We start from the raw sequence: 15514 nt of genomic DNA on the forward strand, positions 1-15514 counted from the left end.
GCACAAGCGGAGCCGCAAGCCGGTCATGCCCTGCCCGGCTTCGTCGTCCCCGGCCCGGTCGGCCAAGCTCGGTCGTCTCAGCCCATCGCCTCGAGCGCGCCGAGCGATTCCGGCAGGATCTGCCCGCCATCGACGACGATCGACTGTCCCGTGATATAGGCCGCTTCCTCCGAGGCGAAGAACAGCGCGGCATTGGCGATGTCTTCCGGCCTGCCGAGCCGGCGCAGCGGCACCGAGGCTTCCATGGCGGCGATGTAATCCGGCCCGTTGCCCTCCAGCCCCTCCGTCATGATGTTGCCGGGCATGACGGCGTTGACGGTGATGTTTTTCGGCGCAAGCTCGATGGCCGCCGTGCGCATGAAGCCGAGCTGGCCGGCCTTGCTGGCGCCGTAATGGGCCCAGCCGGGATAGCCGGTGATGGGGCCGGTGATCGATGAGGTGATGACGATGCGCCCTGCTCCCGCCTTCGTCATCGCCGGCAGCACGGCCGAAACGCTGAGAAAGGTGCTTTTCAGGTTCGTCGACAGCACATGATCGAAATCGGCCGCCGTCATCTCGCCGAGCTTCGCGGCCGGAAAGATGCCGGCATTGGCGCACAGGATATCGATCCCGCCGTAACGCTGGACGGCGGCCTCGGCCATGGCGCGGCAACCCTCTTCGGTGCTGACATCGGCGCCGAAACCGGAGGCATGGCTGCCGATCCCGGCGGCGACCCGGTCTGCATCCGCCTGGCTGCGCGAGACCACCAGCACATTGAGGCCCGCCGCGCCGAAGCGCAGCGCGATGCCCTTGCCGATGCCTCGACTGGCGCCGGTGACGATGACGGTTTTCCCCTGTAGTGACTTCAACATTTCTCACTCACTTCTTTGTTGTGGTGTGTGGCACTTTTCTGTAGCATTGCACCAATTTTCAGCGGTCAGACTAAAAGCTAGTCACACGGCCCGCCTGATCTGCCCAAAAGAAAATCACTGCAATTCTAGTGTATTAGAAGGTCCCGCGATCGAAGGAGGCTTTCCGGTGACGCGCCCCGCTCGTCCTGGTCATCGATGACGCAATGCACAATGGCGCAGAAAATTTATGTTGTAAATCACACATTCATGCGACACACTTCCAACAAAAGAGAGCAACGGCGGCGCGGGCGCCGACCGCATCACAAGGGGAACTGACGATGAAAATGTCCAGACGCAACCTGATGCAGATGATGGGCGCCGCTGCCTTTGCAGGGCCGCTGGCCTCGGCCAGCCGCGCCTTTGCCGCGCGCGAGACGGAGCTGAACATCCTGTGCTGGGAGGGCTACAATTCGGCCCAGGTGCTCGATCCTTTCCGCTCCGGCCATTCGGCGACGGTGAAGGCCGAAAGCCTGACCAATGACCCGACGATGATTAACCGGCTGCGCGCCGGCGAGACGAAGCTCTGGGACCTCATCAACGTCAACAATCCCTGGGCGCGCAAGGTCATGGCGCCGGCCGGCCTGATCAAGCCGTTGCCGCGCGCCGAGTTCGAGCCCTTCTTCGACACCATGCTGCCGAACTTCAAGGCGCCCTACCGCTGGGCGATGAGCGAGGACGGCAAGGACCTGCTCGGCATGGCGCAGCGCTTCGGGCCCTACAGCTTCGTGGTCGATACGGACAAGATCAGCAAGGCGACGGCGGAGGAGCAGGGCTGGAACCTCTTCAACGACCCCTCCCTTGCCGGCAAATACGGCATCCAGGAATCGGATGACTGGAACGTCTTCAACATCTTCCTGGTCGCCGGCATCAATCCGTTCAAGACCCATGACGAGGCGGAGATGAAAGCCTTCTCGGAAACGGCCGCGAAGGTCTTCAAGGGCGCTAAGATGGTGGGCGACATGGCCTCGCTGAACCAGGCGCTGGTCTCCGGCGAAATCGACCTCTACATGACCGGCGGCACCTATTCGGTCTCGCCCGCGCGTGCCGATGGCTATCCGAACCTGCGCGCCATCACGCCGCTCAAAGGGCCGATCGACGGCAAGGGCGGCATTTCCTGGATCGAGATCACCTCGACCGTCAACAATCCCGCGCTTTCGCCGCTCGCTACCGAATTCCTTAAATATGTGCAGGCGCCTGAAATCGCGCATACCGTCGCTTTCGCCGAGGGCACCTTCAATCCGGTCAGCCAGATGGGCAATCCCAAGTGCTTCGAGCTTTTCACCGCAGAGCAGCTGGAAGCGATCCAGTGGGATACGCTGGAAGAGGATATGGCGCGCTCGGCCGAATACGACATCGTGCCCGACTACGACAAGGCGCTGGAACTGATGACGGCCGCCAAGCGCCTGCGCGGCTGAGACGGACATGACCGGACGGAGACTGACATGGGTATCGCGATGATCTCGCCCGCCGTGAACGACACGGAAACAGATGGGGAAGCGGCCGCCCGGCCCAAGGCGCTGCCGGTCCTGCAGCTGGTGGATGTCCGCAAGGTCTTCGGCGATTTCGCCGCAGTCGACGGCATCAACGTCGACATCAGGGAGGGTGAGTTCGTCACGATCGTCGGCCCGTCCGGTTCCGGCAAGACGACATTGCTGCGCATGCTGGCCGGCATGGAGGCGCCGACCTCCGGCTATATCACGCTGCGCGGTACGCTCATCAACGACGTGCCGGCCGACAAGCGGCCGACATGCCTCGTCTTCCAGTCGCTGGCGCTGTTCCCGCACAAGACCGTCGGTGAAAACATCGAGTTTCCGCTGAAGGTGCGCGAGGTGCCGGCGGCGGAGCGCAAGCGCCGCGCTCTGGAATTCATGCGCATGGTGCGCCTGCCCGACCATTATTATGCGAAGAACGTCATGCGCTGCTCGGGCGGTGAGAAGCAGCGTGTCGCGCTTGCCCGCGCCTTCGCCTACGATCCCGATGTCCTCTTCTTCGACGAGCCGCTCTCGGCGCTCGACTACAAGCTGAAGAAGGTGCTGGAAAAGGAGCTGAAGGACCTGCACCGCGAGAGCGGCAAGACCTTCGTCTACATTACCCATTCGCTCGAGGAAGCGATGGTCATGTCCGACCGCGTCGGCGTGATGAGCCGCGGCCGTCTGGTGCAGATCGGCACGCCGGAAGAGATCTACACGAAGCCCGCCACACGTTTCGTGGCCGAATTCTTCGGGGAAGTGAACAGCTTCCCCGTCAGGCGCACGGCCGATGGCGGCTGGACGCAGGCCGATGGCGGCCCGATCGTCGTTGCGCCGGCCGGCGACGATATCGGCGAGGCCGCCACCGTCATCGTGCGGCCCGAGACGATGCGCTTCGTGACGGGGCCGTCCAGCGCCGACAATCTGATCTCGGGCCGGATCTACAACGAATATTCGCTGGGATCGCGCATGCTGTATCAGGTGCATGCCGGTGAGCGTATCTACCTCGTCGAGGTCGCCCGCGCGGCCGCCGGCGGTCTGGTCGCCGGCGACACGGTCACCATCGGCTGGGATGCGCGCGACGCCATTCTGGTGGGAGACTGACCATGAGCGCCATCACCTCCTCCGCCACCTCCTCCGCGCAGGCGACGGGCGAACGGGCCGCTGGTCCCGCCATTCCGGTCGGGCTGCGCGCGGCCTCGCCGGTCATCCTCCTGCTGGTCCTCGGTTTCCTCGCCCCGCTGGTCACGGTCGCCGCCTATGCCTTTGCGACACCGAAGAGCTTCGACGTCTTCCGTTCCTTCACGCTCGCCAATTTCGCGGCGATCGTCGAGCCGTCGAACACGGTGTGGACGTCCTTTGTCTGGTCGCTCTGCTTCGCGCTGGCAACGACCGTGCTGCTCGCCATCATCGCCTATCCCATCGCCTATGGCCTGAACCGCATGTTCGGCAAATGGGCGGGGCTCGTCAGCGTGCTCTTCGTCTTTCCGCTCTTCGTGTCGGAAAATGTCCGCCTCTACGGCTGGGTGCTGTTCTTCATCAAGAACGGGGTGATGGATGGCGCCTTGAAATGGCTCGGCTTTTCCGGCGGGCCGGAGGTGCTCTACACGCCGGGCGCCACGCTGTTCGGCATGCTCTATGTCTATCTCCCCTTCATGCTGTTTCCGATGTCGCTGGGTCTCGCGATGGTCCCGCGTGATCTCGTCGATGCCGCGCGGGACCTTGGCGCCGGACGGCTGATGATCTGGCGCGAGATCGAGCTGCCGCTCGCCATGCCCGGCATCCTCATCGGCATGCTGCTGACCTTCGTGCTGGGGGCAGGCGCGATCGCCGAATCCAAGATCCTCGGCGGCCAGTCCGTCATCACCATCGCGCAGGATATCGAGATCGCCTTCACCTATGCGCAGAACTGGCCGCTCGGTTCCGCGCTCGCGCTGCTGCTGGTGGTGATCGTCAGCGGTCTGGCGCTTTTCATGCTGTCGAAGCTCGACCTCGACCGCATTCTCGGCAGGAGGTGAGAGAATGGAAACCCGTTCGCAAATCCACGCGCGCACCTTCGTCAAGGTCTGGACCGGCTTCGTGGTCTTCGCGCTTTACCTGCCGATCCTGTGCGGCGCGCTGGCCGGTCTCTCCAAGGGACGGTATTTCGGCTTTCCCATCAAGGTCTTCTCGACGGAATGGTGGGGCAAGACCATTGCCTCGCTCGAAATCCAGACGCTGGTGCAGAATTCGCTGCTGATCGCCTTCATCGTCACGCTGGTCTCGGTCTTCTTCGCCTTTTTCGGTGCGCTGGCTTTCGCCCGCTATGACTGGAAGGGGCGGCGCCTGTTCCAGAAGGCGATCCTTCTGCCGGTCTTCTTTCCGCAGCCGGTGCTGGGGCTCGCCCTTCTCCTGTGGTTCAATGCGATCGGCATCAATCCGAGCTGGCAGACCGCCGTCATCGCCCATCTTGTCTGGATCGTGCCGGTCGTGACGCTCGTCATTGCCATCCAAGTCTATTCTTTCGATCCGACGCTGGAGGAGGCGGCGCGCGATCTTGGCGCCAGCCGCTGGTTCATCCTGAAAGAAATCACCCTGCCGATCCTCTGGCCGGGCATCTGGTCGGGTGCGCTCTTCGCCTTCCTGCTTTCCTGGGGCAATTTTCCGCTGTCGCTCTATACGGCCGGCGTTGATTCCACGATCCCGAAATGGCTCTATTCGAAGATGGTGGCCGGCTATTCGCCGATGGTGCCGGCACTTGGCACGATGAGCACGCTGTCGGCGGCAACGCTGCTTCTGGCCGGCGGGCTGGTCATCATGATCCTGCGCCGCCGCCAGCGGGACCTATGAGAGCCGGCGGGAAGGATGAGGAAAACGCGATGAGCTGGAAAACCGAACGTCGGTCCTTCTATTACCAGGGTGCCCCGGAGCCGGATTATCCCGTGCTCGAAAAGGGCAAGGTGGCGCTGCTCGTCATCGACATGCAGAACACCTATCTGGAACGGCCCGACCCGGCCGGGCTTTCGGAGGCAGAGCTTGACCGCTACCATGCCTGGACGCCGTTTCACGAGCGCATGCACGGAACGGTCATTCCAAACAACCAGCGTCTCATCGAGCATTTCCGCGCGCGTGGGCTCGACGTGCTCTTTGCGCGCATCGCCTGCCTGCGCACGGACGGGCGCGACCGGTCGCTCAGCCAGCGCAAGCCTGGCTGGAACAACCTGCTGCTGCCGAAGGACGAGGCTGCCTCTCAGATCCTGCCGCAGATCGCGCCGCGGCCCGACGAGATCGTCGTGACGAAGACCACGGACAGTGCGCTGACGGGCACGAACCTGCGGCTCGTCCTCACCAATATGGGCATCACCCATGTGGTCTGCAGCGGCATTTTCACGGATCAGTGCGTGTCCTCCACGGTGCGCAGCCTTGCCGATGAAAGCTTCGACGTGATCGTGATCGACGATGCCTGCGCGGCTGGCGCGATGGACCTGCACGTCAGCGAACTGGAGCGGCTGCACATGATCTACGCCAATGTGATGACGACCGATGAGCTGATCGGCTATCTCCCGGCCTGACGAGGTGGCGGAAAGGTGTGGGCGCAGGCCGCTTGTGCGCGCCGTTCTTTCTTGCCAGAAGGAAGGCTATCGCCACGCTGGCCGGTTCGGGCCAGACGGCGAAGCGGATAAAGCCGGCCGGCAGCAGATGGGCGATGCAGGATGAAGAAACCGAAGAGCCTGCGCCAGGAGCGCATCCTGACCGAACTCACGCAGGCGCCGAGCCTGCGGGTGGCCGAACTGGCGCGCCGCCTCGACGTATCCACGGAAACGATCCGCCGCGATCTCGACGAGCTGACCGGACAGGGCCTGCTGAACCGCACCTACGGCGGCGCGGTGCGCTCGCTTTCCACCGAGCCCTCCGTCACCGAACGGCATATGCTGTTCGTCGCCGAGCGCGAACGGATCGCGCGCGCGGCGGTGCAGATCCTCAAGGGCGCGCGCGTGCTGATGATCGGTTCCGGCGCGACAACGGTGCATACCGCACGGCGGATCGCGGTGGAGATGAAGGACATCACCGTTCTCACCCATTCCTTCGGGGTCGCGACCGTGCTGGCGATCAATCCGACGATCAAGGTCATCATGCTGCCCGGCGATTACCACGCCACCGAAGGCGCCACGGTCGGCGCCCATGCGGTGACGTTCCTGCATGGGTTCAACGCCGATGTCGCCGTTCTCGGCGCCAGCGGTCTCGGCTCCGACGGTCCGTCTGACGCGCTGATCGAATGCGGCGCCGTCTATTCGACGATGATGGCGCGTTCTGCACGCACGCTCGTCGTGGCCGATCATTCCAAGCACGATCGCCTGTTCCCGGCCCGCTATGCGCCCTGGGGCGCGATCAGCGATCTCGTCACCGACGCGGCCCCGGTCGCGCCCTTGCGGGATCGGCTGATCGCCAATGCCGTCACCGTCACCCTCGCCTGAGCGCACGTTTTCCCGGAAGCCGGCCATGATTGACAACGCGGACACTCCCCCTTCCCCGCCCCTTTCCCGCGCCACCCGCCGGGCGCGGGATTTCGGCATTCCCTTCGATGGCACGCCGGGTCCGCTGAATGCTCTGACTGACGTGCCGGGCCTCCACGTCGGCTTCTCCACGCTGATCAACGAGACGCCCCGGCCGGGCCGACGCCTGCCGGTGCGCACCGGCGTCACCGCCATCCTGCCGCATGCGACCGCGCCGGAGCCCGTTCCGGTCTTTGCCGGCCTGCATCGCTTCAATGGCAACGGCGAAATGACGGGCGCGCACTGGATCGAGGATGGCGGCTATTTCGTCGGTCCGGTGCTCATCACCAATACCCACAGCGTCGGCATGGCCCATCACGGCGCCATCCGCTGGATGCTGGAGCGCTACCCCGAGACGTTCGACGGCGACGATCCGCTCTGGCTGCTGCCCGTCGTGGCGGAGACCTATGACGGGCTCCTCAACGACATCAATGGCCAGCATGTCACGCTCGACCACGTCTTCGAGGCGCTGGACGGCGCCGCGTCCGGGCCGGTGGCGGAGGGCAATGTCGGCGGCGGCACGGGCATGATCGCCTACGGCTTCAAGGGCGGCACGGGCACGGCCTCGCGCCGCATCGCGATCGGGGCATCGCCGTTCACGGTGGCCGCGCTGGTGCAGGCCAATCACGGCCAGCGCGACTGGCTGACCATTGCCGGGCGCGCCGTGGGCAAGGATCTCGCCCAGGCCGATCCGGGGCTAGCGGAGCGCGGCTCGATCATCGTTGTCATCGCCACGGATCTGCCGCTCGCCCCGCACCAGTTGCAGAAACTCGCCCGGCGCGGCGCTATCGGCATCGGCCGGAACGGAACCGTCGGGGGCAACAGCTCGGGCGACATCTTCCTCGCCTTCTCGACCGCCAACCCCCATCCGCTGCGCCACCGGGCCGCGCCGATGCTGAGCCTCGACATGCTCAACGACGAATTCCTCGATCCCGTCTACCAGGCGGCCGTGCAAAGCATCGAGGAAGCCGTCGTCAATGCGATGGTCGCGGCCGAGACGACCGGCGGAACAGCCAACGACCGCTATAGGATCGAAGCCATCGACGCGGCCGCCGTCGCCCGGCTGTTGGGCGTGACGTGACGATGGCAACTCCGGCCCGCCGCGACCGGATGTCGCCGGCCGGGTCGTGGCCGTCTCTCGGCCACGGGAGCCCGCCATGGCGCGGTGTGGCATGTTTCCTGCTTCTTTCCGAGGCGCGACAGGAGACCCGCTTCGCCACCCTACCCCTTCTCTGCATCGTGATCGGCCTGAGTTGGGCCGATTTCTGGCCCGTCTACCTGGCGCCGGACGGCGTATCGCGGGTCATGCTGCTCAAGGCCGCGATCGCGTCGAGCCTGCTCCTCAGCGCACTCGCCCTTGTATCGGCGGCGCCGGATATGCTGACGACGTCCCTGCTCCTGTTGCTCAGCCTGTCGATTGCCGGGATGGCGCATCGCCGCCTGTCGTCGCCTCTGTCCCTGACGGCGGCGGGCGCAAGTTTTGCCTGTTATTTCATCGGTTCGCCTCTGTGAGCACCTCAAGGATCAGCGCCGACCTCACGATCCTCGTCATCGACGAGAACGCCATCGGCATCGTCAACTTAACGAAACGTGGACGTGGCTGTGAGATGACAGGGTATGATAAACCGTGACCCGCTCTATCGCCGCCATCGTTTCCCCGCCGAGATCATAGCGCACGCTGTCTGGCTCTACTTCCGTTTTCCTCTTAGCCTACGAATGGTCGAGGACATGCTTGCGGCACGAGGGATCATTGTCTCGCATCAAACAGTCCGGCTGTGGGCGGAGAAATTCGGGCGGGCCTTCGCCACCGAGATCCGTCGCCGTTCAGCTGGTCGGCTCGGAGACAAGTGGCATCTCGATGAGGCAGTCGTTTCGATCCGTGGCAAGAAGCACTGGCTCTGGCGTGCTGTCGATCAGGACGGTTTCGTGCTCGAGGTTCTGGTGCAAAGCGCCGAAATGCGAAGGCGGCCAAGCGTCTGATGCGCAAGCTGTTGAAGAGCCAGGGGCGCGCGCCGCGGGTGATGATTACCGATAAGCTCCGGTCCTACGACGCCGCAAAGCGCGAGATCATGCCCGGTGTTGAACATCGTTCTCACAAGGGCTTGAACAATCGAGCAGAGAATTCCCATCAGCCAATCCGGCGGCGAGAGCGGATTATGAAACGCTTCAAGTCAAGGCGACATCTTCAGCGTTTCGTCTCCATCCACGATCCCATCGCCAACCTGTTCCACATCCCCCGCCACGACATCTCCTCCGGTCATCATCGCGAATTGCGTTCAGCGGCGCTGAACCTGTGGGCGAAAATCGCCCGAGCATGATCGGAGAAATAGGCAGGTACAATGGCCTGCCCTCGTTGCCGTTAAGTTTACGATGCCGCTCGACGCTTTTTATCGCTGGCTTGACGCTGTTTGATATTTCAATCTGTTCCTATGAAGGAAAAATCACATGCTTCGGTCATTTCAGGCCACAACACTAAAGAAGCGGCACGCACGCTTTACCGTCGGGCAAGACCATCACGGCTGGTGGGTCGTCCGCGATGAGGCTGGCCTGGTCGGCGGCCTTTTTTGCAATGAGGAAGCCGCCATTCACTTCGCTCATGAGGAATGCGCGCGCCTCGCCTGTGCGCTTCGCATAGCGCCCTACTCCGAACACGTCGAACTAAAAGATTTGACGGATGGAACCGCAACCGGTTAGCGCTGGCTCCAGCCTGCTCGATAGCCGCGAGTAGGCGCTGAAGACAGCCGATGAGATTGGCTATCCTGTGATGCTGAAATCCACCGCTGGCGGCGGCGGCAAAGGCATGCAACTTTGCGATACTGCCGACGCCCTGGCTGCCGCATTTGATAGCGTGCAGCGCACGGCGAAATCGAGCTTCGGTGATGCGCGCGTCTATCTGGAGCGTTTCGTTTCCAAAGCCCGCCATACGGAAGTGCAGATTTTCGGCGACGGTAATGGCCGGGTGATCGCGCACGGCGAATGCGATTGCTCGCTGCAACGCCGAAACTAGAAAGTTATCGAGGAGACGCCTGCACCGGGTCTATCCGATGAGGTGCGCGCGAAACTGCATGCGGCGGCTGTTTCCCTTGGGCAGCAAGTTGCCTATCTGTTCGCTTCAAATCCATTACGACAGCACCGCGCTCCCTCGCACGAAGCTGTTGAGCATTCTTGCAGATATCGAGCAAGGCCTGCCGCCGGTTTCCGAGATCACGGTGCCGACCATTGCCGGCGCCTGACACAGATCGGCTGAGATATCGCTCTGAACTGCTATTCTTGATCCCCCCTGCAATCAGCTCATCGCGAGGCTCGTGGGCCTTGACGCGTTCATTGAACGCGTTTATTAAACGCGTCATATTTACTTATGGTGAGGAAAATTCATGCCGAGGCCCGCATTGACCGAAGAAGAGATCCGAAGCTTTCGCAGGACCATCCTGGCGGCCGCTGCAAAGATCGTCGGGCGTGAGGGCCTTGGCCAATTGTCGATGCGCGGACTGGCGGATGCTCTCGGCATGACGGCCGGAGCGCTTTATCGCTACTATCCGAGCAAGCAGGAACTGATCGTCGATTTCTGTCGTGACGCGATCACGGACCTGCAAAATCGCTTCGGCGAAATTGATCGCACGATGCAGGATCCGTTGTCGGCCATACGGTCCATGATGAAGGCCTATTCCGGCTTCGGCCTGGAAGACAGGGACCGCTTTCGCATGCTGTTCCTGGAGAACGACCAGGGTGTCACCTCTCCGCTGATGCAGGACGAGGCGACGATGCTTCCCTACCGGCAACTCGCCGGGCAGGTCGCCAAGGCTGCCGCAGCAGGCCTTATCGTCGCCGCCGATACGGAGCGGTCGACGCAGATCATCTGGGCCGGCGTGCATGGCATTGTGACCCTTGCCTCCACCTTCAACGATTTCGACTTCGGGAATGTCGACCAGCTCGTCGACGAGATGATCGAATTGTTCATCAGCGGTCTCAGCCCGCAGGGAGCCTCACTATGAAAACCAGCATTCTGAAGTACGTTGCTCTCGCGGGTGTCTTGGGCCTGCTTGCCGGGTGCAGCGAAGCCGAGCCGGAAGCCAAGGGGCCGCGGCCGATTAGGTCGGTCGTCGTCGAGATCCGCTCGATCGGCGAGACCGTTAGCCAGACCGGTGAGATCCGCCCGCGCTACGAGACTCCGATGAGCTTCCGTCTAGACGGCCAGCTCACCTTCCGCGTCGAGAACGGCGTCGAGGTCAAGGCCGGGGCGCTGCTCGCCAGCATCGACAAGGTGCCCGCGCAGAATGACGTGCGGACTGCCCGTGCCGAACTGGCCACCGCCCGGTCGGCCCTGGAGTTCGCCCGGCTGACCGCCGAACGTAATCGCGAACTCTTCTCCAAGACCGTCATTTCGCGGGCGCAATTGCAAGAGGCCGAAGCCAACCTCCAGGCCGCGCAGGCCCGTTTCGAGGCTGCCACCACGGCACTGTCGAAGGCCGATGAAACGCTGACCTATACCGAGATCAAGGCGCTGCGCGACGGTATCGTCTCGGCGGTCGGTGCGAATGTCGGCCAGATCGTGCAGGCCGGCCAGCCGGTCGTAACGCTGCTCTCCAACCAGGAGCGTGACGCCGTCTTCGACGTGCCGGAGCGCCTGCTCCATTCGGGTGCCGAGGCCACCGAGGTTCAGGTCAGCCTGATTTCCAACCCTGAGGCGACCGCGACCGGCACTGTGCGCGAGGTGACGCCCTCGGCGGATCCGATCACCCGAACTTTCCGGGTCAAGGTTTCGCTCGACGGCAAGGGGCAGGACATGCCTTTCGGCGCCGCCGTGCTCGGCACCATCGTACTTTCGCCCAAGCTGTTGGTGGAATTGCCGGCTTCGGCACTGACCAGCAACAACGGCGCCACCGCCGTGTTCGTCTTCGACACGGCCTCGGGCAAGCTCTCTTATCGGACCGTTCAAATCGACCGCTACGACGACCGGGCAATATACGTTTCCTCAGGCCTGGAGACCGGCGACATCGTCGCGACGGCCGGAGTCAGCAAGCTGCGTGACGGTGAAGCCGTTAAGCTCGAGACCGAGGAGGCACGGTAATGGGCAAGACATCGCAGCCGCACGGCAGGAAATTCAACCTCTCGACCTGGGCGCTGCAGCACCAGTCGCTGGTCATCTTCCTGATGATCCTGACCATGGTCGCCGGCATCTGGAGCTATCAGCGCCTGTCGCGCAACGAAGACCCGCCGTTTACCATTAAGACCATGGTGGTCTCGGCCATGTGGCCCGGTGCCAGCGCCACGGATACGGTCAATCTGCTGACAGAAAAGCTGGAGAAGAAGCTCTCCGAGACGCCCTATCTGGACCACACCCAGAGCTATTCGCGCGCCGGCCAGTCGGTGATCTTTGTCAATCTGCGCGACGATGCGCCGCCGGCAGAGGTCACCGACGTCTGGTACCAGGTGCGCAAGAAGATGACCGACCTTGCGCCGACCCTGCCCCAGGGCGTTCAGGGCCCCTTCTTCGACGACGAGTTCGGCGATACCTTTGGCAGTATCTACGCCTTTCAGGCGGAGGGCTTCTCCAAACGCGAACTGCGAGACCGCGTCGAGACGGTCAGGTCCGAGCTTCTTGCGATCAAGGACATCGGTAAGGTCAACGTACTCGGCGTTCAGGAAGAGGAGATCGTCATCGAATTCTCGTCCGTCAGGCTCGCCAGCCTCGGCGTCGATCCCGCCGCTGCGATAGAGGCGATCCGGGCCCAGAACGCGGTTACCCCGACCGGGACGGTGCGCACTGAGAGCGAAAACGTGTCGCTGCGCGTCAGCGGCGCCTTCGTGTCGGAAAAGAGCCTGCACGACCTGACCTTCCGCGTCGGCGACCGCTTCATCCGGCTGGAGGACGTCGCCACCATCCAGCGCGGCCTGGTGGATCCGCCGGCCCCGGCGTTCCGGGTCAACGGCGAGCCGGCGATCGGCCTTGCCATCTCCATGTCCGAGGGCGGCAACCTGCTCGACTTTGGCGATGCCCTGAAGGGGCGCATGGCCGAGATTGCCGCCGAACTGCCGCACGGCATCGAGATGATCCAGGTGGCCGACCAGACCACCGTCGTCAAGGATGCCGTCGGCGGCTTCGTCAAGGTGCTGATTGAGGCGATCGTCATCGTGATCGCGGTTTCCTTCGTCTCCCTCGGCACACGGGCAGGTCTCGTCATCACCGCCTCGATCCCGCTCGTGCTGGCGATGACCTTCTTCGGCATGGATCTCGCCGGCATCGGCCTGCAGCGCATCTCGCTCGGTGCCCTGATCATCGCGCTTGGCCTTCTGGTCGACGACGCCATGATTACGGTGGAAACCATGGTCTCCAGCCTCGAAAATGGCGAAGACCGGGCAGTCGCGGCGAGTCATGCCTATGAGACCACCGCCTTTCCTATGCTGACGGGCACGCTCGTCATGATCGCGGGCTTCATTCCTGTCGGCTTCGCCGCGTCGAGCGCGGGGGAATACACCTTCTCGCTGTTCATGGTGGTGCTGATCTCGCTTCTGGCGTCCTGGATCGTGGCGGTGCTCTTTTCCCCGTTGCTCGGCACCTGGATCCTGCCCAAGACCATGGAGCGTCACTCCGATCAGGACGGTCGCGTGATGGCCGCCTACAAGCGGGCGCTGAACTGGTCGCTCGACCATCGCTGGGTAACGCTCGGCGCGGCAATCGGCCTGCTTTTTCTCTCCGGCCTCGGCGCCACCAGGCTCGAGCAGCAGTTCTTCCCCGCCTCCGACCGCCCGGAGCTGCTCGTAAGCCTCACCCTGCCGCAGAATGCCTCGCGCGAGGCGACGGAAGAGCAGGCCCGAAGGCTCGAGGCATTGTTGAAGACGGACGAGGACGTTGTTCACTTCACCACCTATGTCGGCTCGGGTTCGGTCCGCTTCTACCTGCCGATGGACCTGCTGCTGGAAAACGACAATGTCAGCGAGACGGTTGTCGTTACAAAGGGCGTCAACGAACGCGACGCCGTGCGTGCCCGTCTTGCACAAGCCATGCAAAAGGATTTCGCAGACGTCACGACCCGCGTCTCGCCGCTTGAACTCGGCCCTCCGGTCGGCTGGCCGCTGAAGTATCGCGTCACTGGGGACGACTACAAGGCGGTGCGGGAACTAGCGTTGAAGGTGGCGAATGTGGTCGGCGAAAACGCCGATACGCGGGACGTAAACCTGACAGCCGGTGAACCACAGCGACGCGTAACCGTCGTCGTCAATCAGGTCGAGGCGCGGGCGCTGGGCATGAGTTCGGAATCCGTGGCGAGCGAGATTTCCGCACTCTTCGCCGGCTCCACGGTCACCACTGTCCGGGACAGCGACCGATTGGTCAATGTCGTGGTCAAGGGCATCGAGGCCGATCGGACGTCGATCGCAACGATCGGCAACCTCAACCTGCGCGCCAGCGACGGTCGTTCTGTGCCGCTGCGCCAGGTCGCCACGATCGAGTATGGCATGGAAGAGCCGGTCATCTGGCACCGTCAAGGCCGCCCGATGATCGTGGTCCAGGCCGATGTTCCCAAGGGCATGCAGCCAGCGACCGTGGCTGCCGAGGTCAACGCCTCCCTCGATGCACTCCGGGAAACCCTGCCGATCGGCTATCAGATTGAGTCTGGCGGCATCACTGAAGAAGCTGCTAAGGGCAATGCCTCCGTCTTCGCGGTACTGCCGATCATGCTGATCGTTATCGTCGCACTGCTGATGGTCCAGTTGCAGAGCTTCTCGCGTATGGGACTTGCCATCGCCATGGCGCCCTTCGGCCTGATCGGGGTTGTGGCGGCGATGCAGCCGACCGGAACGCCGATGGGTTTCGTTGCACAGCTCGGCGTAATCGCGCTATGCGGCATGATCATCCGCAACGCCGTCATTCTGATCCAGGAGGTCGACCAGAATGTCTCGAGAGGTGAGGCGATCCGCGCGGCGATCGTGCATGCTGCCGTCCACCGGTCACGGCCGATTCTTTTGACGGCACTGGCCGCCATCCTCGGAATGGTCCCCATTGCAGTCCAGATCTTCTGGGGCCCGATGGCCTATGCCATCATCGGTGGCCTGGCGGCAGCGACTGTGTTGACGCTGACGCTGCTGCCCTGCCTGCTGCTCTGGCTGCTTTTTGTCGAACAGGGCAAGACGATCGTCAATGACAGCGCCGCAGATCCCGGGGCGGAACAGGGGATACCGGCCCATGGTCGTTGATTGTGTGCAGGAAACGCATGACAGGGGGGCCGCGCCGGTAGCGCGGCCTTCCACGACTGGCTGTCTACGTCGGGCCATGCTGCTGGGGCTTGTGCTGGCATTGACCGCTTGCGGTCACCGCGCGGATGTTTTGCAGCCGATGGAGGTCAGCGATTCCACGGTCGGCAAGGTGGACATGCTGGTGGCAACCACGCGCGCACCCTCCGAAAACAGGGCGCTGCGCTACGCCGGCGAGCGCGGCGAGGATGTCCGCCTCGACAATATCATCGTTTCAATCCCGCCGGCGGATCGCCGTCGGCCTGGCGAAATCCAGTGGCCGCGCGGCGCACGGCCCGACCCGAAAACCGCCTTTGTGGTGTCGAAAGCCGACGAGATGACCGAAGACGGCGCGATGGACTGGTTCAGGCGTACCAGCGGCGGCAAGCGGCGG

The 15514-nt window shown here is 63.4% G+C and carries 14 protein-coding genes and 3 pseudogenes; 16 read left to right on the forward strand and 1 reads right to left on the reverse strand.

Annotation, left to right across the window (positions count from 1 at the left end; genetic code table 11):
* Window positions 1–77 precede the first annotated feature (77 nt).
* Window positions 78–851 carry a 3-oxoacyl-ACP reductase FabG gene (gene fabG, locus F3H41_RS17515; RefSeq protein ID WP_149739974.1) on the reverse strand — a complete coding sequence of 258 codons (774 nt, stop codon included), beginning with the start codon at window positions 849–851 and terminating at the stop codon, window positions 78–80.
* Between the two features lie 317 nt (window positions 852–1168).
* On the opposite strand from fabG, the gene F3H41_RS17520 reads away from it, so the two are divergent.
* The 16 genes and pseudogenes from F3H41_RS17520 to F3H41_RS17590 all read left to right on the forward strand — a co-directional run.
* Window positions 1169–2305, forward strand: a complete 1137-nt coding sequence (locus F3H41_RS17520; protein WP_149739975.1) for a PotD/PotF family extracellular solute-binding protein — start codon at window positions 1169–1171, stop codon at window positions 2303–2305.
* A 27-nt stretch (window positions 2306–2332) separates the two neighbouring features.
* Window positions 2333–3463 (forward strand): ABC transporter ATP-binding protein, encoded by a 1131-nt coding sequence (locus tag F3H41_RS17525; RefSeq protein WP_149739976.1) that lies wholly within the window; start codon window positions 2333–2335, stop codon window positions 3461–3463.
* A 2-nt stretch (window positions 3464–3465) separates the two neighbouring features.
* A complete protein-coding gene (locus tag F3H41_RS17530; RefSeq protein ID WP_149739977.1) occupies window positions 3466–4377 on the forward strand; it encodes an ABC transporter permease in 912 nt (303 codons plus the stop codon).
* A gap of 4 nt (window positions 4378–4381) precedes the next feature.
* Entirely contained in the window at window positions 4382–5188 is an 807-nt protein-coding gene (locus tag F3H41_RS17535; protein ID WP_149739978.1) for an ABC transporter permease, read from the forward strand.
* Between the two features lie 29 nt (window positions 5189–5217).
* Entirely contained in the window at window positions 5218–5910 is a 693-nt protein-coding gene (locus tag F3H41_RS17540; protein ID WP_149739979.1) for a cysteine hydrolase family protein, read from the forward strand.
* A 141-nt stretch (window positions 5911–6051) separates the two neighbouring features.
* On the forward strand, window positions 6052–6813 hold the full coding sequence (locus tag F3H41_RS17545; protein WP_149739980.1) for a DeoR/GlpR family DNA-binding transcription regulator: 762 nt from the start codon (window positions 6052–6054) through the stop codon (window positions 6811–6813).
* Between the two features lie 25 nt (window positions 6814–6838).
* Window positions 6839–7972 (forward strand): P1 family peptidase, encoded by a 1134-nt coding sequence (locus tag F3H41_RS17550; RefSeq protein ID WP_149739981.1) that lies wholly within the window; start codon window positions 6839–6841, stop codon window positions 7970–7972.
* 2 nt (window positions 7973–7974) lie between these two features.
* Entirely contained in the window at window positions 7975–8403 is a 429-nt protein-coding gene (locus tag F3H41_RS17555) for a hypothetical protein (RefSeq protein WP_149739982.1), read from the forward strand.
* Between the two features lie 105 nt (window positions 8404–8508).
* Window positions 8509–9209: pseudogene (locus tag F3H41_RS17560) on the forward strand (IS6 family transposase).
* 127 nt (window positions 9210–9336) lie between these two features.
* Window positions 9337–9585, forward strand: a complete 249-nt coding sequence (locus tag F3H41_RS21620) for a hypothetical protein (RefSeq protein WP_149739983.1) — start codon at window positions 9337–9339, stop codon at window positions 9583–9585.
* A pseudogene (locus tag F3H41_RS17570) lies at window positions 9578–9994 on the forward strand (hypothetical protein); the annotation flags it as partial. The gene F3H41_RS21620 and the pseudogene F3H41_RS17570, both read left to right, overlap by 8 nt.
* Window positions 9957–10124 carry a hypothetical protein gene (locus F3H41_RS21350; RefSeq protein WP_188129517.1) on the forward strand — a complete coding sequence of 56 codons (168 nt, stop codon included), beginning with the start codon at window positions 9957–9959 and terminating at the stop codon, window positions 10122–10124. The pseudogene F3H41_RS17570 and the gene F3H41_RS21350, both read left to right, overlap by 38 nt.
* A 141-nt stretch (window positions 10125–10265) precedes the next feature.
* Window positions 10266–10883 carry a TetR/AcrR family transcriptional regulator gene (locus tag F3H41_RS17575; RefSeq protein WP_149739984.1) on the forward strand — a complete coding sequence of 206 codons (618 nt, stop codon included), beginning with the start codon at window positions 10266–10268 and terminating at the stop codon, window positions 10881–10883.
* Window positions 10880–11959, forward strand: coding sequence for an efflux RND transporter periplasmic adaptor subunit (locus F3H41_RS17580; RefSeq protein WP_244616254.1), 1080 nt, complete (start codon window positions 10880–10882; stop codon window positions 11957–11959). The genes F3H41_RS17575 and F3H41_RS17580 overlap by 4 nt, the downstream gene beginning before the upstream one ends.
* The gene (locus F3H41_RS17585) at window positions 11959–15084 is read left to right on the forward strand and encodes an efflux RND transporter permease subunit (RefSeq protein WP_149739985.1); all 3126 of its coding nucleotides are present in this window, start codon (window positions 11959–11961) and stop codon (window positions 15082–15084) included. The genes F3H41_RS17580 and F3H41_RS17585 overlap by 1 nt, the downstream gene beginning before the upstream one ends.
* A 76-nt stretch (window positions 15085–15160) precedes the next feature.
* Window positions 15161–15514 (forward strand): annotated as a pseudogene (locus F3H41_RS17590) (esterase); the annotation flags it as partial.

Source organism: Rhizobium sp. RU20A (genome assembly GCF_900155885.1).
Classification (GTDB): domain Bacteria; phylum Pseudomonadota; class Alphaproteobacteria; order Rhizobiales; family Rhizobiaceae; genus RU20A.